14 protein-coding genes and 2 tRNA genes are annotated in these 25615 nt (G+C 62.0%); 4 read left to right on the top strand and 12 right to left on the bottom strand.

Annotation, left to right across the window (positions count from 1 at the left end; translation table 11 throughout):
- Positions 1–156 precede the first annotated feature (156 nt).
- On the bottom strand, positions 157–1818 hold the full coding sequence (locus ABIE18_RS08915) for a S1C family serine protease (protein WP_499722354.1): 1662 nt from the start codon (positions 1816–1818) through the stop codon (positions 157–159).
- A gap of 345 nt (positions 1819–2163) precedes the next feature.
- On the opposite strand from ABIE18_RS08915, the gene ABIE18_RS08910 reads away from it, so the two are divergent.
- Complete coding sequence (locus ABIE18_RS08910; RefSeq protein WP_499722353.1) at positions 2164–4212, top strand: TPM domain-containing protein; 2049 nt, start codon at positions 2164–2166, stop codon at positions 4210–4212.
- A gap of 99 nt (positions 4213–4311) precedes the next feature.
- Entirely contained in the window at positions 4312–5100 is a 789-nt protein-coding gene (locus ABIE18_RS08905; protein ID WP_499722351.1) for a PspA/IM30 family protein, read from the top strand.
- Between the two features lie 121 nt (positions 5101–5221).
- On the opposite strand, the gene ABIE18_RS08900 is transcribed toward ABIE18_RS08905, so the two are convergent.
- The 5 genes from ABIE18_RS08900 to ABIE18_RS08880 all read right to left on the bottom strand — a co-directional run bounded on the left by ABIE18_RS08900 (position 5222) and on the right by ABIE18_RS08880 (position 11341).
- Positions 5222–6019 (bottom strand): GntR family transcriptional regulator, encoded by a 798-nt coding sequence (locus ABIE18_RS08900; RefSeq protein ID WP_442003739.1) that lies wholly within the window; start codon positions 6017–6019, stop codon positions 5222–5224.
- 149 nt (positions 6020–6168) lie between these two features.
- Positions 6169–6242: transfer RNA gene (locus tag ABIE18_RS08895), tRNA-Met, on the bottom strand.
- Positions 6243–6799: 557 nt separating this feature from the next.
- Positions 6800–6873 (bottom strand) — tRNA-Met (locus ABIE18_RS08890).
- Positions 6874–7077: 204 nt separating this feature from the next.
- Positions 7078–10074, bottom strand: coding sequence for a UPF0182 family membrane protein (locus ABIE18_RS08885; RefSeq protein ID WP_499722349.1), 2997 nt, complete (start codon positions 10072–10074; stop codon positions 7078–7080).
- 130 nt (positions 10075–10204) lie between these two features.
- A complete protein-coding gene (locus tag ABIE18_RS08880) occupies positions 10205–11341 on the bottom strand; it encodes a YlbL family protein (protein WP_499722347.1) in 1137 nt (378 codons plus the stop codon).
- A gap of 211 nt (positions 11342–11552) precedes the next feature.
- Here ABIE18_RS08880 and ABIE18_RS08875 point away from each other — a divergent pair, with 211 nt between their 5' ends.
- A complete protein-coding gene (locus tag ABIE18_RS08875; RefSeq protein ID WP_499722345.1) occupies positions 11553–12989 on the top strand; it encodes a zinc-dependent metalloprotease in 1437 nt (478 codons plus the stop codon).
- 45 nt (positions 12990–13034) lie between these two features.
- Here the strand turns inward: ABIE18_RS08875 and ABIE18_RS08870 are convergent, their stop codons facing one another.
- Genes ABIE18_RS08870 through nudC form a run of 3 tightly spaced genes read right to left on the bottom strand, consistent with a single transcriptional unit; the run spans position 13035 to position 16782 of the window.
- The gene (locus tag ABIE18_RS08870; protein ID WP_499722343.1) at positions 13035–13664 is read right to left on the bottom strand and encodes a M48 metallopeptidase family protein; all 630 of its coding nucleotides are present in this window, start codon (positions 13662–13664) and stop codon (positions 13035–13037) included.
- Positions 13664–15796: an ATP-dependent DNA helicase UvrD2 gene (locus ABIE18_RS08865; RefSeq protein WP_477514985.1), complete on the bottom strand. Its 2133-nt coding sequence runs from the start codon at positions 15794–15796 to the stop codon at positions 13664–13666. Before ABIE18_RS08865 ends, ABIE18_RS08870 begins: the two co-directional genes overlap by 1 nt.
- Entirely contained in the window at positions 15793–16782 is a 990-nt protein-coding gene (gene nudC / locus ABIE18_RS08860) for an NAD(+) diphosphatase (protein WP_499722341.1), read from the bottom strand. The genes ABIE18_RS08865 and nudC overlap by 4 nt, the downstream gene beginning before the upstream one ends.
- 179 nt (positions 16783–16961) lie before the next feature.
- Between nudC and ABIE18_RS08855 the strand changes: the two genes are divergently transcribed.
- Positions 16962–18260, top strand: coding sequence for a macrolide 2'-phosphotransferase (locus tag ABIE18_RS08855; protein ID WP_499722339.1), 1299 nt, complete (start codon positions 16962–16964; stop codon positions 18258–18260).
- 48 nt (positions 18261–18308) lie between these two features.
- Here the strand turns inward: ABIE18_RS08855 and ABIE18_RS08850 are convergent, their stop codons facing one another.
- Genes ABIE18_RS08850 through ABIE18_RS08840 form a run of 3 tightly spaced genes read right to left on the bottom strand, consistent with a single transcriptional unit; the run spans position 18309 to position 25566 of the window.
- Positions 18309–21839 (bottom strand): ATP-dependent helicase, encoded by a 3531-nt coding sequence (locus ABIE18_RS08850; protein ID WP_499722338.1) that lies wholly within the window; start codon positions 21837–21839, stop codon positions 18309–18311.
- Entirely contained in the window at positions 21836–25153 is a 3318-nt protein-coding gene (locus ABIE18_RS08845; RefSeq protein ID WP_499722336.1) for an ATP-dependent helicase, read from the bottom strand. The genes ABIE18_RS08850 and ABIE18_RS08845 overlap by 4 nt, the downstream gene beginning before the upstream one ends.
- Positions 25150–25566 (bottom strand): MGMT family protein, encoded by a 417-nt coding sequence (locus tag ABIE18_RS08840; RefSeq protein WP_499722335.1) that lies wholly within the window; start codon positions 25564–25566, stop codon positions 25150–25152. The genes ABIE18_RS08845 and ABIE18_RS08840 overlap by 4 nt, the downstream gene beginning before the upstream one ends.
- Positions 25567–25615: the final 49 nt, after the last annotated feature.

Here is a 25615-nt window from a genome sequence, read left to right as displayed (position 1 = left end):
CCCGCAGAAAAACGATTGTGCGTTAACGCCTGTTTCATCGGCCACAGCAACTGCGGGCACAGACCGACGGCGGGCCACACCGCTGAGGTGCCGCCCGCCGTCGTCCGCTGTGCCAGCAGGTTCCTGCTATCGCAGTGGTTCCTGCTGTTGGGGTTGTTACTGCTGTGCGGCGTCCAAAGTAACTTCTACTTCCTGCGACTGGCCGTTGCGCTGAATAGTTACCTTGACCTTGGCACCGGCGGACTGTTCGCGGACCGCCGCGGTCAACTGGTTGGGGTCCGTCACCTGGTAGTCACCAAACTTGGTGACGACGTCGCCAACCTTGATGCCGGCCTTCGCCGCGGCCGAACCCGTTGTCACCGAAGCCACCTCTGCGCCAACCGAGAATCCGGAGTCGCTGCCCGTGGACGACTTCGATCGTACAGAGACACCAAACTGGCCATGGCTTGCCTTACCGGTATCGATGATTTCCTGTGCAACGCGCTTGGCATGGTTGATCGGGATGCTGAAGCCCACACCGATGTTTCCAGTGGAGGAATCCGCTGTGCCGCTGCCGGCGGAGGCAATAGCCACATTGACGCCGATGATCTCGCCCTTGCTGTTTACCAGCGCGCCACCGGAATTGCCGGGGTTGATGGCCGCGTCGGTCTGGATCACGTTGATCGAGATCGAGCCCTCGTTGGCACTGGGCTGGCTCTGGCCGCCACCTGGAGGTGCAAACTGGAAGCCCTGGTCACCGCCCTGGGAATCGTCAGTGCCTTCCTTTGGGGCGGCCGAGGAAGCAACGCTGATGGTGCGGTTCAGCGTGGAGACGATACCGTCCGTCACCGTGCCCGTCAGGCCAAGCGGCGAACCAATCGCGACGGCGGTGTCGCCCACGTTGATTTTCGAGGAATCCCCGAGCGTGGCCGGCACCAAACCGGAAGTATTGTCCACCTTGATAACTGCAAGGTCCGAGAGCGGATCAGTTCCAACGACCTTGGCCTTGAGGACCTTTCCGTCACTGGTACGGACCTCGATGGCAGCACTGGATGTTGCACCATCCAGCGTGACGACGTGGGTGTTGGTCAGGATGTGGCCTTGGTCATCGATAATGATGCCGGACCCTGTTCCGCCCTCGTTTCCACTCGTTGCCTTGATGGTGACCACGCTCGGCGACGCCTTGGCTGCTGCTGCCGTGATGACGTTGACGTCGTCCTTGTTGTTCACGATCACCGTGCTGGACTGGCCGCCACTTGAGGCCGCCGGTGCCGGGTTGTCCAAAAGCACGGTGCTGCCTGCCACCACACCGCCACCTACGAGGCCGGCGGCAAGGATGCTGGCAATGAGCGTTCCGATACCGAATGCCGGCTTCCGCTTGGTGCCAACGGAGGACTGCTGGCCCGGAGCGCTGTGGAGGTTCGGGTTCCCAGGATTGGTCCCTCCGCCGTAAAACGGCTGGTGCTGCGGGTAGTTGGGACGGTGCCCTGGGTCCTGGTGCTGGGGACCGCCGTAGTACTGCGGCTGGCCGGTGCTTCCATGGGAACCCGGGTTGCTCTCAGGGCGCGTGGTGGGCTGGGGCTGGGAGTTGGAATGCACCTCTTGGTTTGCGTTGGTGTGAGGTGCCGATTGGGCAGGCGGCTGAAAGGCCGGCAGCGGAGTCGTTGCATGCGTACCGGTTCCCTGCCCGGAGTTCCAACCAGGCTGCTGAGCGTGCTGCTGCGTCGGCTCCTGTGGCTGCTGGTGGCTGGCAGCGGCGTCAGGCCTCGCAGCGGGATCCCGCGGCTCGGACGGATCACGGTTCTCTGGTGCGGTGCCCTGCGCTGGGTTCTCCGTCATGGGTCTTCCTTTCATCCTTGTCTTCCATAACTATGGCCCTTTTTACTGGAACAAAATCGGACGTTCGCTGGGAGCTTCCTGAAAGCCATGGGGTATGGTGCAGCCGAGCCGCGTGGCGGGCCAACACAGCCGACACAAAGAGCCTCAACGCGCGGGCATCGCGCGTTTCTCCTGTGTTTCGCTGGTGGCATATTCAAGGCTGTGGACGGGGTATGGGGTGCACCATAGAATCAAGTGGAATTGCCACAGCGACCTGCGGCTTTACAAACCATGCGTGGGGGCGCTGAGCATTCTGTGACGATTGGTTCGCCTTGTTCCAGTCGCAGACGTGCTGAAGGGTTGCACATGCGGTCAATAGTGAAACGTGTACTCGCCGTGATTGGCGTGGCTGGAATGCTGGCCCTCCCGGCCGGCGCCGCCTGGGCTGCAGATCCGGTGACCATACCGTCAGGCCAAAACATCGTAGATGACGCCAATGTCCTGGGCAGCCGCAAGGGTGAAGTCCAGGAAGCCATCCAGAAGACGCTCAAAGACCACAAATACAACCTGTACGTGGTCACGGTGAACTCCTTCGAGAACCCTTCTTCGCCTGCGGAATGGGTCAAAGCTGTAGCCACCAAGAAGGGCATGGGCAAGGCCGACGCCATTCTGGCAATCTCCACCGCTGGTCAATACAACTTCGCCCTGAACTCAGGGAGTTCCATTTACTCCAAGCAGTCCACCATCGCGCAAAACGCCGTTGTAGCCAACCTGGCCGGCGGTAAGAAGGACTATGCCCAGGCAGCGATTGACACAGCCGCAGCCATTGGAGACGCGGCCGGCGGTGGAAGCGGTACCGTGCCAAGCGGCAACGGCGGTGTGGGGGTCCTTGTCGGGGTTGGCGTAGTAGCAGCAGGCGGTGCGGCCACCTATCTCTACCTGCGAAATCGCCGCAAGAAGGTTGGTCAGGCATCCAGTGCCAGCTACGGTCCGCAAGGAGAAGAGCTTGACCCCCTGGCAGCCCTGAGCATTCCGGACCTGCGCCAGAAGAGTGGTTCGTTGTTGATCGAAGCTGATGACGCCATCAAGTCCAGCGAACAGGAACTCGGGTTCGCCCAGGCCCAGTACGGTGATTCGGCGATCGGCAACTTCACCAAGGCCCTGCAGGAAGCCAAAGCCCATATGACCGAATCGTTCAAGTTGCAGCAGCAGCTGGACGACCATATCCCGGACACCGAGGAACAACAACGGACGTGGCTCGGAGAGATTATTCGCCGTTCAGAGGCAGCCCTCGCGTCACTGCGCGACCAGAAGGCGGACTTCGACTCCCTTCGTGAACTCGAGAAGAAGGCCCCGCAGGCGTTGGCCACTGTCACGGCAGGCGCCCGAGAGGCCGACTCCAGAATCGCCACCGCAGAGCAATCCCTTGAGGGCCTCCGCAGTAAGTACGCCGAATCTGCGTTGACGCAGGTCTCAGACAACATCCTGCAGGCGAAGGAACGCCTTGCGTTCGTGCAGAACGCTGCCACCACCGCCCAGGAAAAACTGGCTGCCGGCGAAAACAGCCTGGCTGCCGTAGCTGTTCGCGCTGCCGAAGAGAGCCTGCACCAGACGAACGTCCTGATCGATGCGATCTCCAAGACTGCAGGCAGCCTTGACGAGGCACGCGCCTCACTGGAAAGCGCGGTTGCGGAGACCAGCCAGGATCTCGCGCAGGCCAGGGCCATGATCCAGTCGGGTGAACATCCTGAACTCGCTGGCCCGGTGGCTGGTGTGGAGGCGGCCCTGGGTCAAGTCAAGACTGAAATCCAAGGTGGCAAGATCGACCCCATTGCTACGCTGACCCGCGTTGAAACCGCTCATCAAGCTCTTGATCAGTCGCTGTCCGGCATCCGGGACCAGCAGGAGCAGGCCCGGCGCGCTCAAGCGTCCTTGCAGCAAACCATCATGGCGGCACAGGCCCAGATCAGTGCAACCTCGGATTACATCACGGCCCGTCGGGGCGGCGTTGGGACGGAGGCCCGCACCCGGCTCGCCGAGGCCCAGCGCAATCTCGACTACGCCTTGTCGATCTCGCGCAATGACCCGGTGACGGCTCTGACATACGCCCAGCAAGCCCACTCACTGGCCGCACAGGCAGCACAGCTGGCGCAGGCCGACGTTGACCACTTCGGCTATGCCGACCAAGGCTACGGCCGCGGTGGCATGTTCGGGGGTGGCGGCGGAGGTGGCGGTCTTGGAGGCGCAATTCTCGGCGGCATTCTCATTAACTCCATCTTCAACAGCGGTGGCGGCGGTTGGGGCGGGGGCCACAGCGACGGCGGTGGCGGCGGATTCTTCGGCGGCGACTCCGGCGGCGGCGACTGGGGCGGCGGCGGAGGCGACTTCGGTGGCGGCGACTCCGGAAGTTTCTAGCCCCACAGTTTAGATGGGGTCCATGCCCCGTCTAGGAGCGGTACAACAACTGATCACTGATTTCAGTGGCTTCCACTGAGCAGGACGAAAGGCAACACCATGGTTAAGCAGTCCATTTTCGGTCGGATCTCGCAGCTCGCCAAGGCAAACATCAACGCTTTGCTGGACCAGGCTGAGGACCCGCAGAAGATGCTGGACCAGATGGTCCGCGACTACACGAACAACATTGCTGAGGCCGAGTCCGCAGTGGCTCAGACCATCGGGAACCTCCGCATGCTGCAGGCCGACTACAACGAGGACGTCAAGAACGCCCAGGACTGGGGCAACAAAGCCCTTGCCGCGTCACGGAAGGCCGACGAATACCGTGCTGCCGGTGATACCGGGGATGCCACGAAATTCGACAACCTGGCCAAGGTTGCCATCCAGCGCCAAATGGCGGCAGAGTCCGAAGCCAGGGCCGCCGAGCCCAGCATTGCGTCCCAGACCGAGGTTGTGGACAAGCTCAAGAGCGGGCTTGACCAAATGAAGAACAAGCTCAACCAACTCACTGCGAAGCGCAATGAACTCGTGGCCCGTTCCAAGACCGCTGCTGCGCAGTCGCAGGTGCACGATGCCCTGAAGAGCATCGACATCATGGACCCCACCAGTGAAGTTGGCCGCTTCGAAGAGAAGATTCGCCGCGAGGAGGCCAAGGTCCTGGGCCAGCAGGAACTTGCTGCATCCAGCTTGGACGCACAGTTCAACCAGCTGGAAGACCTTGGGGAGCAGACCGAAATTGAGGCGCGTCTCGCGGCCCTGAAGTCCGGCGGCAGCAAGCCTGCCATCGGGGCCGGTGCCCCTGCCTCCAGTGGCGCAACCATCGACGAAACCGACTTCGACAAGCTCTGACAACGTGGGGCGTGGCAGCCCTCTGATGTTGGCTGGACCGATGTTGGCTGGAAAATGAGAAATGGCCGGATCCCTCTTGGGGACCCGGCCATTCTCGTTCGTTCTCTGAGGGCAACCCTGCCTAGAGCGAGGAGGGCTCCAACGGATCCTGGCTGGGACTGACATCTGTGGCCACTTCAGCACGAATTTCGAAACCCTTTGGGTGGAAATATGTCACAGTGCATTCAAGGACTTCGCCGTGCGCTCCCAGTGTGGTCCTTTCCAAGCGCGGAACCATGGGGAATTCGCGGACATTCAGGGCATCGGCGAGGTGCTCCGGCGGGGCATGCATCGTGACGGTGATTTCAGCACGCTGGAGGGGCTTGGATGTCCGGTCCTGGATCACCTGGTAGATGGAATTGCGCTCGGCGTCCGCAAGGCTGATGTGACGGCCAATGTGCGAGGGAATGAAGATTTCCGCAATGGCATACGGCCAACCGCCGCTTGAATAGGAACGGCGGATCACGAGGACAAGATTGTCATCGGACACCAGCTTGGCTGGCACCGACCTGTCCTTCTCCATCCATTTGTATTCAATCAGGCCTTTGACAGTCTTCATTCCTGCTGCTGTGAACGTCTCCATGAAGGGCGCCAAGCGGTTCAGCATTCGGACCGGACGCTGGGCCATGACGAAAGTGCCCTTGCCCTGCCGGCGAACAAGCAGCCCCTTCACAACGAGGGTTTCTATCGCCTTGCGGACCGTAGTACGACTGATCCCGTACTCGTCCATCAACGATTCTTCGGTCGGGATCCGTGCGCCCGGTTCCAACCGGCTGACTTGATCAGTCAGTACGTCTGCAACCTGCTGGTACACCGCTACGGGGCTGTTCCTTTGCAGTGCCTGTCGATCCAGGCCCTGGTTGTAGTCTTCCTTGACCATCCGGCCTTCCCATCCATTCCCGGCATGCAGCCGTTCCGGATTTGATGCTAGCACCGGCATTCGATGCTGGCAGCGGCACTGCGGGAGGCTGGTGCAGCACAAAACAAAAGGTCCGGATCAGTGAAAACTGATCCGGACCTTTTCTCCAGTTGCGGGGACAGGATTTGAACCTGTGACCTCTGGGTTATGAGCCCAGCGAGCTACCGAACTGCTCCACCCCGCGTCGCAAGAACAACTCTACCGCACCAGGCAGGGTGCTGATGACCATAGTGAGGTGAAGGTGCTGCAGATCACGGCCCTGAGGGATGGCCACCAAATCGAGGCCAGGGTCTGCGGCGGAATCGACCTTCCTGGCAGGCCCTTGCCCCCCGATAACCGGGCACAGGTCGGAGCCGCAGATGACACGCAGATTCCATGGCGCCGCGGAATGGGACTACCGCTGCCCGGATTTGAGTGTCACCATCCCACTAGCCTGTCAGGGACGCATATGCGTGGCGACTCTTGAGCTGCTGAGCAACCGTCCTTGGGTCGCACCCGCAAGGTCTGCTGCCGCCCAGCGAGAGCCGTGCTAACTCCGGCCCAGTGCGGACGCACCTCCCGCGAGAAGCGGATGGGACAGGGAAGCGGATGGGGCGGGGAAGCGGATGGGGCGGGGAAGCCGATGGGGCTGGGCTAAAGATACGGGGCTGAAACGCGGATCCCTTCAACCAGCCGATCCCAAACATCCCGGGAAAACAAAAGATCCGGATCAGTGAATACTGATCCGGATCTTTTCTCCAGTTGCGGGGACAGGATTTGAACCTGTGACCTCTGGGTTATGAGCCCAGCGAGCTACCGAACTGCTCCACCCCGCGTCGCAAGAACAACATTACCGTCCGGTGAATGGCAGACCAAATCCTGGCGACGTGATGTGCATCTCCCCCATCAATATCGCTCAACCGGACTTCCAACAGCCCGCTCCCGCAACTAGTTCCTGTAAAGCGAAAGGGCCGTTGCCCTCTCCAGGAGGAGAGGACAACGGCCCTTCTAATCACGCTGTGTCAACCATTCACCGGGTACTAGCTGCTCGGTGAAGGTGAGGGTGTGGCGCTTGGTGTGGCACTCGGCGTCGCTGTCGGTTCCGGCGTTATGCCGAGACGGGTCTCGGCGTCGATCGCCCTCTTGAGAGCGTCGGAGAGCTTGGTCTGCTGCTGGCCATAACCGGCAAAGTCTCCCTTGGCCAGAGCTGCCTGGCCATCCAGGATTGCCTTGTTGGCGTCGTCCAGAGCCGCCTTGAGATCAGCCTTGGCGTCGGTTGGGCCGGCAGGAGGCGTTGTGGTCCCAGGCGGCGTTGCGGGCGTCTGGCCATTGTTCTCCGAGTCGCCAGCCTTGGCGCCGGAGTTACCGCCGAACAACTGGTCCAGAGCCTCATCCAAGGTGGCTGCAAAGCCGATCTTGTCGCCGAAGGCCACCAGGACCCGCTGCAAGGTGGGGTAAGAGGTCTCGCCTGTTGACTTCAGGTAGACGGGCTGGACGTAAAGTAGGCCGCCACCCACGGGCAGGGTCAGCAGGTTGCCGTTCAAAACGTCCGAAGCGCCCTGACGCAGCAAGTTAAGCGCCTGGGAAACGGTGGGATCCGAGTTGAACTTGTTCTGCGCCTGGCCGGGGCCAGGAACCTGGGTGTCCGTTGGAAGTTGCAACAGCCTTAGCTTGCCGTAGCTGTCCGCCTTAACCCCCTTGACATTTCCGGCATCTGAATCCGCGGCCAGGAATCCATAGAGGATATTCCTTGCGTTCCCGTTGACTGTTTGCGGAATGAAGGAAGACGTCAGCTGGAACGCAGGTTTATCCTGGTCAGGCATTTGCAAAGACATGTAGAACGGCGGCTGCTTGACGGCTTCCGAAACCGTGGGGTCGTTCGGAACACTCCAGGCATCGTTGTTCTGGTAGAAGTTGTCAGGATTCGTCACGTGGTAGCGACCCAGAAGTTCACGCTGGACCTTGAAAAGGTCCTCGGGGTAACGGACGTGGCTCATGAGGTCGCCAGACATCTCTGTGTAGGGCTTGATCGTGGTAGGGAACACCTTCTGCCAAGCCTTCAGGAGAGGATCATGGTCGTCCCAGGCATAGAGCGTGACTGAACCGTCGTATGCGTCAACCGTGGCCTTGACCGAGTTCCGGATGTAATTGACGGAACTATTGGGCAGTGTCACCGTCCGGCCTGCGCTGGTCTGTGAATCAACGGTCGCGTTCTGCAACTGCTGGGGTTGGGAGTACGGGAAGTACTGGCTGGTGGTGTAACCATCAACGATCCACTTCACGCGACCATCGACGACGGCCGGATACGCGTTGCCATCCACGGTCAGGTAGGGAGCGAGCTTCTCAACCCGTTCGCGGGGATTGCGGTCGTAGAGAATCTGGGATTTCTCGTTCACGCCGTCCGAAAGCAACAAGTCCGAGGACTGGAATTTGATGGAGTACAGAATGCGGTTGAGCCAGTTGCCCACAACAGGCCCGCCGTTGCCGGTGAAGGTGTACTGCGTCTCTCCCCCGCCTTCGCGTCCCGCCGGGCGGTCCTGTTCGCGATGCTGGGCACCCTCGGGAGCACCAACGATCGAATATTCAGGAGAGTTCTCGCCGAAGTAGATGCGGGGTTCGTACGTGGTGTCATTGCCGAGGACGCCATTGGACGGTATGCCTGATTGCAGGAATTCCGGCTTGCCATCAACCGTGAACTTGTTGCCCTTCGCTGCGACCACACCGTAGCCGTGCGTGTACACGATGTGCCGGTTGACCCAGGTCTGCTGGTTTGCGCTCAGGCCATCCGGGTTCAGCTCGCGAACAGCGATGACGGTGTCCTGTATTTTGCCGTCCACCGTGTAGCGGTCCACGTTCAGTGTCTGCGGGAATTGATAGTACGGACGGTACTGCTCAAGCTGGGCGAACGCCGAGGAGATGAGGTTCGGGTCCAGCAGGCGGATGTTGGCCGCGGTCTGGGCGTCCTTCGCCAAAGCTCCGCTTGTAGCGGTTGTTGTGGCGTTGTAGGCCGAGACATCAATCTTGTCCAGGCCGTAGGCCGCCCTGGTCATCTTGATATTGCGATCAATGAACTCCCTTTCCAGGGTGTTCTCCGAGGGACGCACCTGGAACTGCTGGATAACCCATGGGTAGACGCCACCAGCCAGGATGGCCGTGATGATCAGCATCGCGGTACCGATCACCGGCAGGCGCCAGCGGCCAATAACCGCAGCAATGATAAAGAGAATCGCAACCAAGCCAGCGGCAACCGCCAGGATGGCCTTGGTGGGCACAACGGCATTGACGTCCGTATACAGTGCACCCGCCCACCGTCCGGATGAGCTCTGCACAGTGGAGTACCTGTCCAGCCAGAAATTCACGCCAAGCAGCAACAGGAAGAATGCACCCGTTACGGCAATGTGGATCTGGGCGGCACGGCTGGTGAAAACACCACGCTCCATGAGCCGGATGCTTCCGTAGAGGTAATGCGTGAGGATGCCCGCAATGCCAGCCACTACGGCGATGCTGATGAGGAACCCGGTAACAAAGCCAAGGAACGGGAGCGACATCAGGTAGAAGCTGATGTCCAAGTTGAACAACGGATCCGTTTGGCCGAAGGGTTCCTGGTTGAAGAAGAGGAGGACCTTCTGCCACTGGCTTGCCGCGGCGCTGCCGGCAAAGAGCCCGAACAGGATGGGCAGGCCGACCATGACGACCCGGCGGACAGGCTCAAGCTGGGCCTGGTAGCGGTTGAGGTTGTCACGTGACTCCGCATCCGGAGCGTAGACAGGCCGGGCGTGGTACGCGATCCTGATGGCGAAGTAGACGGCAGCGAACATCATGGCGAAACCGACCAGGAAGGTGACGATCCGGGCGAGGTTCTCGCGGACATAAACTTCGAAGAAGCCGAGCTGCTGGTACCAGAGGACGTCTGTCCACACATTGGCGAAGAAAATGAATCCAACGACGGCCACTGCCACGACGATGAGTGTCGGAGTCAGGGCACCTCGTCTCAGCGGCGATCTTCCGGGCGGGTTGGAGCTGGCGGGACGGGACAAACTCTGTACCTCATTGGTGGTCGTCAGTTAAAAGTCGGTGTGCGCGTGTTCGACGATCTCTGCCCCTGGGCGATGGCGGAGTCCGTCATATATGCCACGAGTGGCGGTGGAGCTAAGTTCCACCGTCAGTCTAGTTGTTGGTGCAGGTGGGAAGGCCCGCCGTGTCCTGTCCTGAACCGAGTCGTTCCACCGCAGCGGTTGCATCGGCCAAGGTTTCCACCTTTACCACCTGCAGGCCATCAGGAATGTGCCCTACGACGTCGGCGCAATTCGCGGCCGGAGCCAGGAACATGGTGGCTCCATGCTGACGCGCTCCAATCATCTTCTGTGCAATGCCGCCGATGGCTCCCACTGCCCCATCGGCGGTGATGGTTCCGGTCCCTGCCACGTGCTTTCCCCCTGTGAGGTCCCCTGGCGTGAGATTGTCCACGATGCCCAGGGCAAACATCATTCCGGCGCTCGGACCGCCCACATTGTCCAAGGAAATCTTCACGTCAAACGGGAAGGTGAAGTCGCTGCCCAGGAGGATGCCCAGGACATAGCGGCCAGCGGGATTCTTGGTGGGCGTTATGGTTTCCGTGACTGCGGAACCGTTCCTGTCCACGACGAGGACCGCCGGGGCGCCGTTTCCGGCTGCCAGTTCAGCCTGGACCATGCTGAGGGCGGAGATCGGCTTTCCGTTAATGGAGGTCAGCCGGTCGCCCTCCTGAAGTTTCCCCACTGAAGGAGACGGATCCGAGAGACCCGCGACCTTGAGCCTCTGTTCAAAAGGAATGTCCAATTGCCGCAGCGCTGCGGCAACAGCGTTTTCCTGCGAAGTCTCCATGGCAATTTCGCCTTGCTGGACCGTTTCCTCCGCTGTGGTGCCTTTGGGATAGATCAATTCCTCGGGATAAACGGCTTTCGATTTGTCCAGCCAGGCCCGAAAGACCTCGAAAATCGTTGCAGGAGTCTTCGGCCCGCCCGCCATCACCACCGTCGTCAGGTCCAGGTTCCCCTTGGCTGGGAAGGACTCATGTCCCGAAATACTGATGACCGGTTTGTCCCCATCCTGCCCCAACGTATTAAAGGTCGGTCCGGCAGACTCAACAACGTAGGGAACCGGCAAAGCAGCCGCCCCGATCCCAAGTCCCAGTGCCAGCAGGCCCGAAACCACCATGATCATGTACCGGCCGCTGCCGGGAGGTTCCGGAGATTCCGGGGAGGAATCGGCGTCGTGCGTTTGACGCGGGTCGAGCGAGCCCTCCGGGCTGGGCGAAGTAAGCATTGAGGCCTCTCTTTACCGGCACTGAGCGACCGGCATTTTGGCTCCTGCCGCTGGCCGCGGCGACGGGCACATACCAAACATCCACATTACGCGGTCGGAGGTACTGGGGATGCTTTGCCTACAGCGAACGACGCCGCGCACAGGCAGACAGCCTTCCCACTGCGCGGTACGGTGAAAGTGATCACCAGCCAGTTCGACGATCGGCGGCACCATGACTTCCAATCCCAACAAACCGTCAGATGACGATGAGACGCCCAAGGACCCGCTGGCGGAAATGCTGCAGAACCTGATGGGCGGCCAGGGCATGGGCAACATCGATCCCGCCGAACTGGCCAAGGCCGCAGGGCTGCCCAACGATCCCCAGCTCCTGCAGCAAATGTTCGCACAGGTCCAGGCCATGATGAGCTCAACGTCCGAGGGCCCGGTGAACTGGCAACTGGCCCATGAGAACGCAAGGCGCGTTGCGGCATCCGGGAGCGATCCCTCGGTGAACGCCCAGCAGGCCCGGGACATCGATGAAGCACTCCGGCTCGCAGAACTATGGCTGGATCCGGTAACAGATCTTTCCGCTACGGGACTTATCGGCCGTGCGTGGTCCCGCGCGGAATGGGTTGAAGCAACGCTAGGAACGTGGAAGCGGCTGACTGAGCCAGTTGCCAACAGCATCGCCAATGCCTTGTCCAACGCATTGACCCAGCAGATGCCCGAGGAAATGAAGTCCATGATGGGTGGGGCCTCGTCAATGCTCCAGAACATGGGCGGCGCCATTTTTGGGATGCAATTGGGCCAGGCGATTGGCGCACTCTCGGCTGAGGTAGTCAGCTCCACGGACATTGGTGTTCCCTTGGCTGACCTGGAGATGGCTCTGCTCCCAGCCAACGTCGCCAAGTTCGGCGAAGGACTCAGCCTCCCCGAAAATGATGTCCGGCTCTTCCTCGCCGTCCGCGAGGCAGCCCACGCCCGGTTGTTCGTGCAGGTTCCGTGGCTTCGCGGCCACTTGCTCGGCGCCATTGAAGCCTATGCACGAGGCATCCACATTGACATGTCCCGAATCGAGGATCTCGCGCGGGATCTGGATCCCGGCAATCCTGAAGGAATCCAGGAAGCCTTGTCCCAGGGTGTCTTCACTCCGGAGCGGACGCCGGTGCAGACCGCCGCCCTTGAAAAGCTCGAAACGGCGCTTGCGCTCGTGGAGGGATGGGTGGATGAACTCACCGCAGAAGCCACGGACAAGGTATTGCCCTCGGCTACCGCCCTGCGCGAAACTGTCCGTCGTCGTCGTGCCACTGGCGGCCCTGCCGAACATGCTTTCTCTTCGCTTGTGGGGCTGGAACTGCGCCCCCGGAGGCTTCGGGAGGCCGCTACCCTCTGGGCAACCCTGAAAGCAGAACGCGGTATTGCCGGCAGGGATGCCATTTGGCACCACCCTGACCTGTTGCCTACGGGAGAAGACCTGGACGATCCCAAGGGCTTCTCCGAACGCCGCAGGCTCGCCGAGGCCAGCGACACCGAAGTTGACGATGCTCTGCAGAAGCTCTTGAGCGGTGGCTACGATGAGCCTGGGGACGCCGCATCTGAGGATGAAGGCTCACAGGACGACACCGGGCCTGACTCGGGCAGCGCAGACCCGAAGTCACCGTCCACCTAAAGTCAGCAATGGTCGCCATGGATTTCATGGCGGCCGTTGTCGTTTCTAGCCCGTGACGCCTGCGTCCGGGTCGGTTCCGGCGGATTGGTTGGCGTTACCGCTCATCCCACGAGACGTCGCGAACGCGACCCCCTCCAAGAATGCTTTGGCGCGCTGCGTCTCCGGGTAGGCCTCAAGCAAGCGCCAAAACTGCGCGTTGTGTCCAGCTACCAACAAATGCGCCAGTTCGTGCAGGAGGACGTAGTCGATCACCCACTGGGGCATCGCCTGAAGCTTGTTTGAAAGCCGGATGGTTCCATCCGCTGGAGTAGCCGAGCCCCACCGTGAGTTCTGGTTCGTCACCCAGCGGACCGACGTCGGAACCGCCCGTCCTCCGAGGTAGGTCCGCGAAAGATGCCCTGCATGCTGGGCAAGTGCCTCATCCGTGGCAGGCCTGCGCCGATCTGTTTTACCCGCGCGGCGCTCACCTTGCTTCTGCAGCTTCGCAAGCATGCGCCGTACCCACTCGCGCTCCTGCGATTTGGTAAAGCTTGCCGGAATCGCGACAACGGCATTACCGTCTTCCCAAAACGCAGCTACCGTCCGTCGGCGCCGGGCTGAGCGCCTGACGACTACCGGAGCGCCGTCGTCGGTCAGCATCGGAACGTCGGCCTGCCCGGCTGTTGAGCGCGGCATCAGAGGTTGGTGCTCTCTGCGAGGACGGCGAGGACGGCTTCTCCGTAGCGCTCCAGTTTGGAGGGCCCTACCCCGGCCAGTCCGGCCAATTCCTCCAGCGACGCCGGCCGCGCTTCGGCTATTGCGGTTAATGTGGCATCAGTGAAGACAACGTAGGCGGGAACGTCGGCAGACTGCGCTTCATCGCGCCGCCACTGCCTCAGGGCGTCGAAGGTCTGTTCCTCGTACGTGGGCGGGCATTGGTTGCAGCGACCCACCTTCCTCTCGGCTCCGGAGGCAAGCATGCTTCCACACACCCTGCACGACGCCGGCGCGGCAGCTTTGCGGCGCGTGGAACCTGCCCGGCTCCTGGCGTTCGCGGACGCCACCGAATCAGGCCGGAGTCCATCGAGGAAGCGGGAGGGCTTGCGGTTGGCGCGACCACCCGGAGTACGCGCAGAGGACCACGACAGGTTCAGATGCTCACGCGCACGGGTGATCCCGACGTAGAGCAGCCGGCGTTCTTCGTCCACATCCTCCGGTGTGTCCGCGAAGGAGATAGGCATGAGTCCTTCGCTGAGGCCCACCAGGAACACAGCATCCCATTCAAGGCCCTTTGCCGAGTGAAGGGAGGCAAGCGTCACACCCTGAACTGTGGGAGCATGCTGGGCCACCGAACGTTCCTGGAGCTCGTTGACGAACTCAGCCAACGTGAAAGACTCTCCGCGGGTGACTGACAACTCATCAGCCAAGGCCACCAAGGCGGCCAGCGATTCCCAACGCTCGCGAAGGGCTCCCCCGCTGTGCGGCGCGGCTTCGCTGTAGCCAAGCGAGGCAACAATGTCACGGACAATCTGACCCAGGGGCTCCGGAGGGCCTTCCGCCACAGCCCTGGTTGCAGCCCTCAACTGCAGGATGGCATCCCGGACCTCCTTGCGCGCGAAGAACCTCTCTCCGCCGCGAAGCTGGTAACCGATCCCAGCCGACGCCAACGCTTGCTCGTAAGCTTCGGATTGCCCGTTGGTGCGGAACAGTATGGCGATCTCGCTCGCCTTGACTCCCGTGTTGAGTAGCTCCTGGATTCTGCCGGCAACGACCGCCGCCTCCGCTTCGTCGTCCGGACATTCCATGAACCGAGGCTCCGGGCCGGCCGGCCTTTGGGCGACAAGCTTGAGCGGAGGCGCCCACGCCGCATCGGCAACCGGTCCGCCACTTCGCCGGGACCCGAGGAGATCATTGGCCAGCTTAACGACCTGCGGCGTGGACCTGTAGTCGCGGATGAGCTTGACCACGGTGGCACCTGGATAGTGTGCCTTGAAATTCAAGAGGTGCTTGGGCGAGGCCCCCGTAAAGGAGTAGATGGTCTGGCTGGCATCGCCCACCACGCACAATTCGTCACGGCCACCCAGCCAGAGATCCAGGAGCCGCTGCTGAAGCGGGGAGACGTCCTGGTACTCGTCGACGACGAAGTGGCGGTATTGCTCCCTGACGGTCGCTGCCACCTTGGGATCCTCCTGGAGGATCCCAACGGTAATCAACAGGACGTCTTCGAAGTCAATGACGTTGCGGTCAGTCTTAATATCCTCGTACGCCTGGAACACCCTGGACACAGCCGTGAGGTCGAAGCCACCCGGAGTCCCGCGTCCTTGTGCATTCTCCAGGTAGTTGGCAGGTGTGAGCATAGAGACTTTTGCCCACTCAATCTCTGCAGCCAAGTCCCTGATGGACGCGCGATCAGTGCTGAGGCGAAGCCTGCGTGAGGCCTCAGCGATCATGTTCGCCTTGTGGTCCAGCAGGCTGGGCAGGGTGCCGCCGATCGCCTGAGGCCAGAAGAACTGTAATTGCCTCAGGGCCGCAGCGTGGAATGTCCGTGCTTGGACATTGGCCACGCCAAGATCCCGAAGCCTGCTGCGCATTTCGGCCGCCGCCCTGGCCGTGAAAGTCACGGCCAGCAGCCTCTGTGGTGAATACACCCCCGAGTGCACTCCATAGGCGATGCGGTGCGTGATGGCGCGGGTCTTGCCGGTGCCTGCACCTGCAAGTACGCACAGGGGGCCGGTCAGAGTGCTGGCTACTTCACGTTGCTCATCATCCAGGCCGCTGAGGATTCGCTCCTCAAGTGAGCCCCCGACGTCGAAAATTCCTCCTGTCACGGCTGGAGGTCTTCGATGACGCCGCCGTACCAATGCTCAATCAACGAGCGCGCGATCGACAGGCGCGTGGAGATGGTGATCTCGCCACTCAACACGGCCTCCTGCAATTCTTCCCGGCTGAACCACCGCGCGCGGGTGACCTCGACGCCGTCGGGGTGGGCAACGGCGTCGTTGGTTATTGCCGTAAAGCCCAACATGAGCGAGGCAGGGAAGGGCCACGACTGCGAACCGAGATACTGGCATGCAGTAACGCGGACACCTACTTCCTCGCCGATTTCGCGGACAACGGCCTGCTCAAGCGATTCCCCGGGTTCAACAAATCCAGCAAGGGTGGAGTAGTTCCTGGCGTCGGCAGGCCCGCCACCACCCAGCAGGAGCCGTCCGTCAGGGCCGACTACAGTAACGATGATCGCCGGGTCTGTGCGCGGATAGTGCTCAGAGTTGTCCTTCGGACACCGCCGCACCCAGCCCCCGGTTTCAATTTCAGTTGGCGTGCCGCACTGCGGGCAATGGGTATGTGTCGCGTGCCAGTTGGAGATGGCACTGGCTTCGATGAACAAGGCGGTGTCAGTAGCATCGAGACGTCCGGCAACTTCCCGGAACCCGGCCCACTGCGCATCGGAAGGGATCAGGGCTGTCCCCGGCACGGGCGGCTCAGCAACTGTAAACAGCAAAACAGGAGTACCCTCGGCCACGGAAGAAGGCTGCAAGGTGGTACCCAGGTAGATAGCAGTCAGGGCGCCAGCTTTTGCTTCGCCGAGGGCAGCCCACAGTGGACCAGCGTCCCCGAACCAGAGGCCGTCCCTGCTCACCAGCGCCTTGCGTTGGGAAATGACCATGGCCTTGGCCTTGCCGGAGACGATGAGGTCCTCAACCATGCCGGGCTTCATGCGCTCACTGGAGCCTCGGTCCACCAACGCCGGGCGCACTGGAAGAACAGTTTCCATCAAGTGGTTGGCCAGCGCCGGAGACTCCGCATAACTCATGTATCTACCGTACTGATTCGCACCGACAAAGAACATTTGGATCGGCAGCTTGTGCATATCGCAGCATTGCCGGCCGCTGAACTGACCGATGATCCACTTAGGCCTTGTTTTCGTGCGGATCTGAAGACTCGCCGCACTGCATCATGGCCATGGGCGCCACTCAATCTACCGTGGAAGACGTGAGAAGAACACCGCTCGAACTGGCCGCTGTAGCAACCGCGGCGGTGCCCGGACTGGCACCGACGGCTACAGCCTATTCCCCCGACGACGACGCCGACTTCGATTCGGCGTTGTTGCTCGACGCGGAAGGCAAGCGCTGGCGCGTCCGTTCGCCGCGCCATCCCGAGGCGAGTACCCGCCTCGAAACGGAATTCATGGTCCTGCGGGCCTTCGCGCCCGCCATCCGTGCCGAGCTTCCTTTCCATGTGCCAACCGTCGCCGGCACAGTCCGCCAGGGCGCCCTCACAACGTTCGTGTACGCCCATCTGCAGGGTTCAACGCTGTCCATTGACGAGCTATCCGCTGGCAGCCCGGCTTTGGCCCGTGATATCGGCAATGCCCTTGCCGCCATCCACGACCTCCCCCTGGCACTGGTCAACAACGCAGATCTGCCCAGCTACTCGGCCAACGAGTTTCGGCAGCGCAAGCTCAACGAATTGGACCAGGCGGCCACTACCGGCAAGATTCCTGCCATTTTGCTGCGGCGCTGGGAACATGCCCTTGAGGACGTCGCACTCTGGCGCTTCAACCCCTCGGTGGTCCATGGGGATCTTCATGAAGACAACCTGATGGTCCAGGACGATACCGTCACTGCCTTGACAGGATGGACCGATCTCCGCATCGGTGATCCCGCAGATGATTTCGCCTGGCTGGTGGCGTCCAACGAAGCCTCGTTCGTTGAGGCCGTGCTGAGCCGTTATACCGAGGCGCGCCGGGACACGCCCGACGCCCATCTGCTTCGACGGGCCGCTCTGCTGGCTGAATTCGCGTTGGCGCAGTACCTGGTGAAGGCAATGGCCGTTGGGCACGAGGATATGACGTCTGAGGCAGTATCAATGCTGCAGTCCCTCGCGGACGACATCGAAGAGCAAGCGAGGCACGACGAGGCCGTTCTGGCCGCCGAGCAGGCAGCAGCAGCTGAGGCGGCGGCTGAGGCCGAGGCTGAAAGCGCAGCACTGCAGGGTGCGTCGAAGCAACAGGCGAGCACCCAGCAGCCCGCCGTTACAGTCGTGCCGATTCCCGACGCCGGGACTTCAGTCCCAGTGACGCCCCTGCCTCCCACATCTTCGAAGGAAGTCCCCCACGCCGGAGTGCCTGACGCCGAAGCGCCTGGCAAGGAAGCGGCATCAGACGCGGATGCCGGAACCGCGTCGGACAAGATGGCAGAAGAATCCACCTCCCGGCCTCAGGATGACGCGTCGACTGCGGCTTTGAATGTTGTCAATGTGACACCGCTGCATGCGGGCGAGCGTTCCTAGACCAGCGCTTCCAGACCTCAGTTTCCGGCCCTGCCTCCAGGACACCTTCTACTGGGAGCTCCCACCCGTGGGATCGTTCTTGAGGGCCTTGCCGATGATCTGCTCGAGTTCCTCGGCGCTGCCCAGGTCATGCGGGCGCACGACAGCATCCTCCGCAACGTAATAGAACGCCGCGCTGACTTCCTCCAGGGGAACGCCCTTCAACCGCGCCCATGCAAGACGGTACACAGCCAACTGCACGGCTCTCGCTGCGAGCTGTTTGCCTGCAGGCCGGCGACCTGTTTTCCAGTCGATGAGTTGCCAGCGCCCGTCCGTGTCGCGGAAAACGGCGTCGATACGTCCGCGGACCACCACGTCACCGATCCTCGTTTCCACCGGCACTTCCACAAAGGCTGGAGCTCGATGCGCCCACTCGGATTGCTTGAACGCTTCAACCATCTGATCCAAGCCGTACGCTTCGTCGATATGGGCATCCGAGCCAGGTGCTTCGTCGATGTCCAACATGCCGGTTGTTCCGAAGTACTCCTCCACCCAGGCGTGGAAGGCTGTGCCCTTTCGAGCCGAAATGCCTGGTTCCCGGGGCACGGGTCGGCGCAGTTGGGCCAGCACCGCTGCAGGATCTGCGCCAAGGTCAACGAACAGGGACGCCGAGATATGGCTGGGCAAGTGCACGTCCTGATGAAGCTTTCCCTGGAGCCGGCGATCCAGTAGCAGCTGGGCTTCGTGTGACCACCGGCCCGAGATGCCTGTCAAACCTTCCGGTGATGCTTGGGAAGCGGATTCCTCCATGAATTCAAGCACCCGGGCTGCAGCCCGGTCCATGGCGGCACGGCGGCCGGGAACGAGCCTGATGCGGGCTCCGGTACGGGGATCGGACGGGCCTTCGAGGGGATCATACGGAAATTGAGCCACTTCCAACGTTGCTGTGAGCGGACTGCTGTCGGGCAGTGATTCTTCGGCTACCGACTCAGGGTGGACCACAACGCTCCGCCCGGCCGCGACGGCGAGGGCGTCCCCGGACGAGGAGGGCACTCCCGCGAGTGGCGCCAGCTCGGAAAGGAACGACGACATCCCTGCGACACCGGACCTGGACCCATTCCATGCGGAGCTGGACACCATCAAAACGAACTTGGCCCGCGTGTAGGCGACGTACGCAAGCCTGCGTTCCTCGGCTTCGCCATGATGCTGAACGTCCGATTTGAAGTCCTTCTCTGCGTCCAGCCAACCCTTTTGGTCCTGGTGGTCAAGATCCCACTGCGGCAGATCGGCTCGGTCACCCCGCAACGGCCATGGCAAGGCAGCTGCGCCGCTGCTCCACCGTGAGTCCCTGTTGCTGGGGAAGGAACCTGCGTTGAGCCCGGGGACAAAGACGACGTCCCATTCCAGCCCCTTGGAGGCATGGACTGTCAAGAGTTGGACTGCCTCGCGGTTGGTTTCAAGAGGGGCAATATCCAGGCCACCCTCTTCGGAGGCCGCCGCTTCCAGCCAGGAGAGGAATGCCAGGAGGTCGATCCGCTGCGAGGTCTGCAGGAATCCGGCGGCTGCGTCCTGGAAGGCATCCAGGTTTCGCCGTGCCTGATGAATGCTCACTCCCGGCTTTGCCGCCACCTCGATATCCAGCAACATGGCACGTTCAACCTCGCCGAGCAGTGTAGTCAGGTCATCCCCGATGTACGTTCGAAGGGAGCGCAATTCCTCCGACAACCTGGTCAATCGTTGCAGGGCTGAAAGGCTCAGCGTTCTCCCATGTCCGGATGTCCAGCCCGGCCGCGGCAGGAAGTCCAGGCCTTCCACGAGGCTTGCGGCGTCAGTGATGTCGCTTTCCATCACGACAGCAGCCGGGTCTTCGTCGGCGACCTCAAGAGTGTTGCCAGGTCCTGACCTCCGCTTGGCCAGGAAACGGGACCAATCATTGAAGGCCATAAGGTCCGCTGGTCCAATGCGCCATCGTGCTCCAGCCAGAAGCCGCATCAAAGCATCGGAACGGCCAGGATCAGCCAGAACCCGAAGCGTTGCCACCAAGTCCACTATTTCAGGAGTGTCCAACAGACCGCCGAGGCCGACGATCTCATAGGGAATTCCTTGAAGTTCGAATTCCCTCCGAAGGCATTCCATCTGCGCACGTCGCCGGCACAGAACCGCCATGGTTGGCTTGACCGGAGTACCGTCTTTCTCTTCCTCGAAGACGGTCCTCTGGTATCGCCGGATGTCGCGGGCAATAGCGCCAGCCTCGTCTTCGTCAGTGCCAAAGCGACCGATAACAACGCTGCCTTCGGCCGCGGCCGGACTCGGCACCAGGGGCGGAACAGCAACGCCACTTGCATTCCCCCTCTCCCCTGCCGGACCGTCGGTGGCCGCGGCTTTGTTCAACGGCGCCGCAATCGTGTTGGCCGCTTGGAGGATGTTCCGGCCGTTGCGCCAAGCCGTGGTCAGGTAAGACGTTGGGGCCACAGAATAGGCCTCGCCGCCTGACTCTTGATCGTTCTGCCTCACAGGGAACTCCTGCACAAAGTGGAAGAGCTGCCCCGCCGAGGCACCGCGGAATCCGTAGATCGACTGGTTGGGGTCCCCTACCGCGGTGACGGCATGGCCGAGGCCGAAAAGGCGCGAAAACAAGACAAGCTGAGCATGCGAAGTGTCTTGGAACTCGTCCAGCAGCACCACCTTGTAGCGTGCCCGCTCAGTGGCCGCAGCCAACGGTATTTCCCGCGAAATACGGGCCGCAAGGGCCACGAGGTCCCCGAAATCCAGCACTCCCCTTTGTCGTTTTGCATCCTGGTACCGGAGAACCATGTCTGCGACGCTGGCCCGCGTCCGCAGCATGGCAGCGAGCTCGCCTGCCGCCTGCGTCGGGTTCTTCTTTGCGCTGGCCACATAAGGGAGTTGCTCGAAGGACTGAACGCGCTCCAGCACCCAGTCGCGGACGGTGGCGGGATCCTGCAAGTGTTCCGCGCACTCGCCGGCGAGCTGGATGACGGCATTGACGAGTGTCGACTTTGCCGCGGTGAAATGCTCATATTCGCCGTCGTAGGCCTCAACAACCTCGCTTGCCAACTGCCACGACTGGGCCCCGCCGAGCAGGACGACGTCCCGCTCGATGCCCAACCTCAATCCATAGTCCGAAACGATTCCGCTCGCGTACGAATGGTAGGTGGACACCTTGGGCTCGAGGTCGTCAGCACCCAGAAGCCCCTCCGGGAAGCCGATGCTGCCATCGTCCTCATTCGCTATTCGCTGGAGGGTGGCCAGTTTCGTCCGGATTCTGGTGGCCAGCTCGCCGGCAGCTTTACGGGTAAATGTCACGCCGAGGACCTCCTCCGGCCGGACCCAACCATTGGCCACGAGCCACACCACCCGGTCTGCCATGGTGGCGGTCTTTCCCGAGCCCGCGCCGGCAATCACAAGCCGTGGCGTAAGCGAGGAAGCAATGATGCTTGCCTGCTCTGCGGTGGGGTGGTTCTTTTCGCCAAGAATGTCTGCCAACTCCGACGGGGAGAACCTGGGAACAGGCAGCCCGGACTCCACATCCAGGATTCCGGCGTCCCTGGTCTCGGATCCTTCAAGAAGATCGGTAGTCATTCAGTGACCTGCTTTCCTCTGGCGCACAGTGGGCAAATATCGGGTAGACGGCAGCCATGTCCACCGTGTCCCCCTTTGCTCGGATCGTGCCGGGCCTCGAACGTTGCGCCGGCCATGAGTTCAGCGGCCTGGTTGACCAAAGCCTCTGCCCAGTTGTCGTCGGGCTCGAGTGGATCCTGCTGTTGAACCCCGGGGCTTTTGGTCTTGGTTCCCAGCTGCGCAAGGACGGCCCCACCGGGAACAGGGTTGCCGATATCCCCAAGCTTGCCCGCTTCCTCAAATGCACCTTTGAGCACGGCTGCCTGGTACGCCCCCAGCTGAGGGTGCCTGGCTACTTCGGACTTGCCCGGCTGGCGTTTCCCCGTCTTAAGATCGACGATCACCAGACGGCCTTCGGCGTCCAGTTCCAGCCGGTCAACCTGTCCGCGAAGCACAGCGTGTCGAGTGGCAGCGGAATCGTCCACAACGTCATCCCGACGTGCGGAACGTACGTGGACGTCAGGGAGTTGAACTTCGAAGTCGTGCTCCACCGCGAGCAGGCTCCTGCCTTCGCTGCGCATGATAAGTACGTACTGAGCCAACTTACGGACCATCAGTTCAGCGCGCTGGTAATCCAGCTTCCCTTCCCAATTGTCCTTCATGCCAAGCGTGGGCCAGCGGCGAACGAGTTCCGCAACGTACTGCTCGCCCGAGGCGTCCGGCAGCTCCTGTGCAATGGTGTGGACCAGTGTGCCAAGGCTCCGTGCGAAGTCAGTGGCAGCTTCACCCCCTGCCGCTTGCACAAACCAGTCCAGTGGGGACTTGTGGACGGCCTCCACCTTGGATGGCGATACCGCTACAGTGCCTCCCGCCGGGACCACCGCTTCCTCGGAGCTCAAGGGAGCCAAACCCCACCAGGTATCCGGATGGGCTCCGGCCACAGGTGGATCAACCGAGGCGAGGCGAGCCAGCACACGCGCTGCTTCGCGCGCGGTCGACGACTCTCCGTTGGCCTCCTGATCATCAGTCTGGGCATGCTGTCTCAACTCAGCCACCAGCGCGCGAAGAGTCATCGGACGATCCACTGGGGTGTAGTCGCGCCGGTACTCGCCAGAAGCCAACGGTGCGACGTAATCCAGGAAGGCCGAAGGTTGTTCGTCCTCGGAAGAGACAGCCGTGCAGATGAGGACCTCCCTGGCGCGTGAGACTGCGGTGGAGAAACTCCTGAGTTCGTCGTAGCGAATGTCCCTCAGCCTGCTGACGGGGCCGCGGCCCAGCGCGTAGTCAACTCCATGCTCCACGGCGTCCGCAAACAGGGTACTGCCCAGGAGCTCCCCGCGTAGACGAGTGTTCGGCCAAACACCTTCCTGGAGGCCGGCCACGATCACCACAGGCCATTCGCGGCCCGCAGCGCTGGCGGGAGTCATGATTTCCACGCATTCCTCAAGCTGGGCCCGCGCCGCAAGGGTGTCCATCGGAAGTTCCTGGTTCAACAAGTAATCGAGGAACTGTTCAGGGCCGGAGCCGGGCAGTTGGTCCACAAAACGCTCCGCTGTGTGGAAGAGCGCCATCATGGCGTCAAGGTCGCGGTCAGCGCGGGCCCCGGCACTCCCTCCTTCCAGGGCGGCGGCAGACCAGCGCGAAGCCAAACCGGTGGCGTTCCATAGCGCCCAGAGGACGGATTCCGCGTTGGCCCCTGGCTCGGATGCTGCGGCGGTACCGGCATCAATCATCCGTGCAAGTCGTCGGGCAGGGTTGCCTTCAATCCCCAACGAAGTCAGCGCTCCCGGTTCAAGCAACGCTTCCACCAGCAAAGCGTCACTGGAACGTCCGCCGCCGCCAAGTAACTCCTCGCGCCGGAGGGATTGCCTGAGGCGGCGCAGCTCAATGGCGGAGGCTCCACCAATGCGCGAAGTCAGGAGGGAAACAGCAGTTTCAGGAGTGAGCTTTGCGGGATCAAGGACCACAGCGAAGGCCTCCAGGAGGGGCCGGACGGCCACCTCATCCCGGACAGCAGAATCCGCCACAGGAACCCGTACAGGAATTCCCTGCCCGCTGAGGTAACGCTGGAGCTGCGAGATCAGGCCGCCATTGCGGACAATGACAGCAATGTCACTGAAGTCGCGGCCCTCACGCAACTGGGCTTCCAGAATCCGCTGTGCAACATACCGGAGCTCATGGACAGGAGAAGGCAGCACATGTCCTTCCACGCGCCCGCCGTTGCTGATTTCCTGAACGCCTTCGATGGACTCCGGCTGTTCCAGGCGCCTGGCTCTTTGGCCCCCGGATCGTTGTGAGATGCGTGCGGCAACCCTCGTCCAGGCCTGCGCTAGCTCGGAGCGATGCCGGTGCGTAATCCACAGTGGCCGTTCAAGAACCCCTTGGCTTCCCGCCAGGAGCGAGGGCAGCTCAGCTACAAGGTCCGGCCGCGCCCCGCGAAAGCCCTGCACTACAGTGTCAGGCGAATAGGTGACTACTGCGTCCTTGCCCTCTGCAATATCGGCCAGGAGTTCAAACACAGCAGGATTGGATTCCTGGGCATCATCCACGAGGATCAGCTGCAGCCGTTCACGCTCGGCGGCCAGGAAAGCTGGTGAGTCCTGAAAAATCTGCCGTGCGGTGGTAATGATGCCTGCGGGATCGAAGGCCTCGGGCATTCGGAGGTCCAAAACGTCCCGGTACTCGCTGTACAGCTCGGCAGCCGCCATCCAATCAGGCCGCCCACATTCGTAGGCGAGGCCAACCAAGTCCTCTGCAGTGCGGCCGGACTCGATGATGCGATCAAACAATTGGCGGATCTCGTGGCGGAACCCCCGGGTGGGCAGTGCTGCGGAAAGGTCGTCCGGCCAAGGCAACTGGCGCCCCGGGCGGGAGTGGCCTTCCAGCAGCTCTTTGATGATCAGATCCTGTTCCGGGCCGGACAAGAGCTTGGGCGGACGGGGCAGCGGCAAAACGCCTTCCGCTTTAGCGCGCCGGATGACGTCGAAAGCGTAAGACGCCCAGGTGCGGGCCGGCGTCGTACTGAGGCTTCTGTCCAGGCGACCGGTGAAGGTGTCCCGCAAGGCGGCCGCGGCGTGGCGCCCCGGAGCGAGAATAAGTATCCGTTCGGGATCCACGGCGTCTTCATTAACCCGCCGGACCGCCGATTCGACCAGCACTGTGGACTTTCCGGTGCCCGGGCCGCCGGGGACCAGGACCGGCCCTCCTCCTTGCCTGACGGATACAACCGCACGTTGGTCCGGAGACAGGTCAGGTGCCGCGTAGTGGATCTCGCGCGGCGGAAGCAAGCGAAGGGCTGCCGGGGCTTGGCGGGTTTTACTAGCTGTTGCGGTCACACAGTCATTTCATCATCGGGCACCGACAAAATATGGAGCTGACGCTCCAACTGGTCCGAGATCACATCAATAAGATCGAAATCAGCATCAGTTGGCGCCCATCGCGCAGTGCCGAGGTCCACGCGCCAACGGCCCTCACCTGTCCGCAGGAAGGCCTCAAAAGCGCCGTGCAGCGGCGTGGACTCCTGCACATAGTGGCGCAACGCGTCTGCCTCGTGGCCCGGCGGGGCATCCCCGCTTGCCCGTAGGACCCGCCACCACGCTACGGAACTGCCGTAGTGGCTCATCACGGCGCCCACCTGCCTGGGGCCGCCGGCTCCAAGGAGTTCTGCGACGTCGCCATATGACACGGCCGTGCCGGGCGGAACAAGGTCCACAACGGCCAGTACCGCCGTCACATACTCCATCCGCATGTGCTCCAGCGTAGCCGCAGGAGTGTCGTGCCCAGTACTGTCAGTGCCA

The sequence above is a fragment of the Arthrobacter sp. 2762 genome (assembly GCF_040548745.1).
Taxonomy (GTDB): Bacteria; Actinomycetota; Actinomycetes; order Actinomycetales; family Micrococcaceae; genus Arthrobacter.
This window is presented reverse-complemented; position numbering and strand designations above follow the sequence as displayed.

Bases quoted from the DNA above. Each gene is read 5' to 3' on its own strand.
- nudC (WP_499722341.1), bottom strand. From the start codon at position 16,782: ATGAGTTATGCGGAGTCTCCGGCGCTGGCCAACCACTTGATGGAAACT.
- ABIE18_RS08900 (WP_442003739.1), bottom strand. From the start codon at position 6,019: ATGGTCAAGGAAGACTACAACCAGGGCCTGGATCGACAGGCACTGCAA.
- ABIE18_RS08850 (WP_499722338.1), bottom strand. From the start codon at position 21,839: ATGACTACCGATCTTCTTGAAGGATCCGAGACCAGGGACGCCGGAATC.
- ABIE18_RS08905 (WP_499722351.1), top strand. From the start codon at position 4,312: ATGGTTAAGCAGTCCATTTTCGGTCGGATCTCGCAGCTCGCCAAGGCA.
- ABIE18_RS08910 (WP_499722353.1), top strand. From the start codon at position 2,164: ATGCGGTCAATAGTGAAACGTGTACTCGCCGTGATTGGCGTGGCTGGA.
- ABIE18_RS08880 (WP_499722347.1), bottom strand. From the start codon at position 11,341: ATGCTTACTTCGCCCAGCCCGGAGGGCTCGCTCGACCCGCGTCAAACG.
- ABIE18_RS08840 (WP_499722335.1), bottom strand. From the start codon at position 25,566: ATGCGGATGGAGTATGTGACGGCGGTACTGGCCGTTGTGGACCTTGTT.
- ABIE18_RS08870 (WP_499722343.1), bottom strand. From the start codon at position 13,664: ATGCCGCGCTCAACAGCCGGGCAGGCCGACGTTCCGATGCTGACCGAC.
- ABIE18_RS08915 (WP_499722354.1), bottom strand. From the start codon at position 1,818: ATGACGGAGAACCCAGCGCAGGGCACCGCACCAGAGAACCGTGATCCG.
- ABIE18_RS08875 (WP_499722345.1), top strand. From the start codon at position 11,553: ATGACTTCCAATCCCAACAAACCGTCAGATGACGATGAGACGCCCAAG.